Raw genomic sequence first — 256 nt, forward strand, 5'->3', positions numbered from 1 at the left:
GTTCCGATCGGTTTCGATCGGGATGAGGTTCCTTTGAAGAAAAATACACAGCGAGGACGCTGTGCACCCGGGGATTATTCCTCCCCGTGGTGCCGCTCTTTCGCGGGTGTGATGCCGGATTACCGGTAAACATTCACGGAGAGTTTGATCCTGGCTCAGGACGAACGCTGGCGGCGTGCTTAACACATGCAAGTCGAACGGTGAAGCCCTTCGGGGTGGATCAGTGGCGAACGGGTGAGTAACACGTGGGCAATCT

1 rRNA gene is annotated in these 256 nt (G+C 56.2%); it reads left to right on the forward strand.

Features of this window, described 5'->3' with window-relative positions:
* Positions 1-132: 132 nt before the first annotated feature.
* Positions 133-256 (forward strand): 16S ribosomal RNA (locus tag AC13HU_RS38380); the annotation flags it as partial.

This window comes from Streptomyces sp. NH27 (assembly GCF_056859195.1).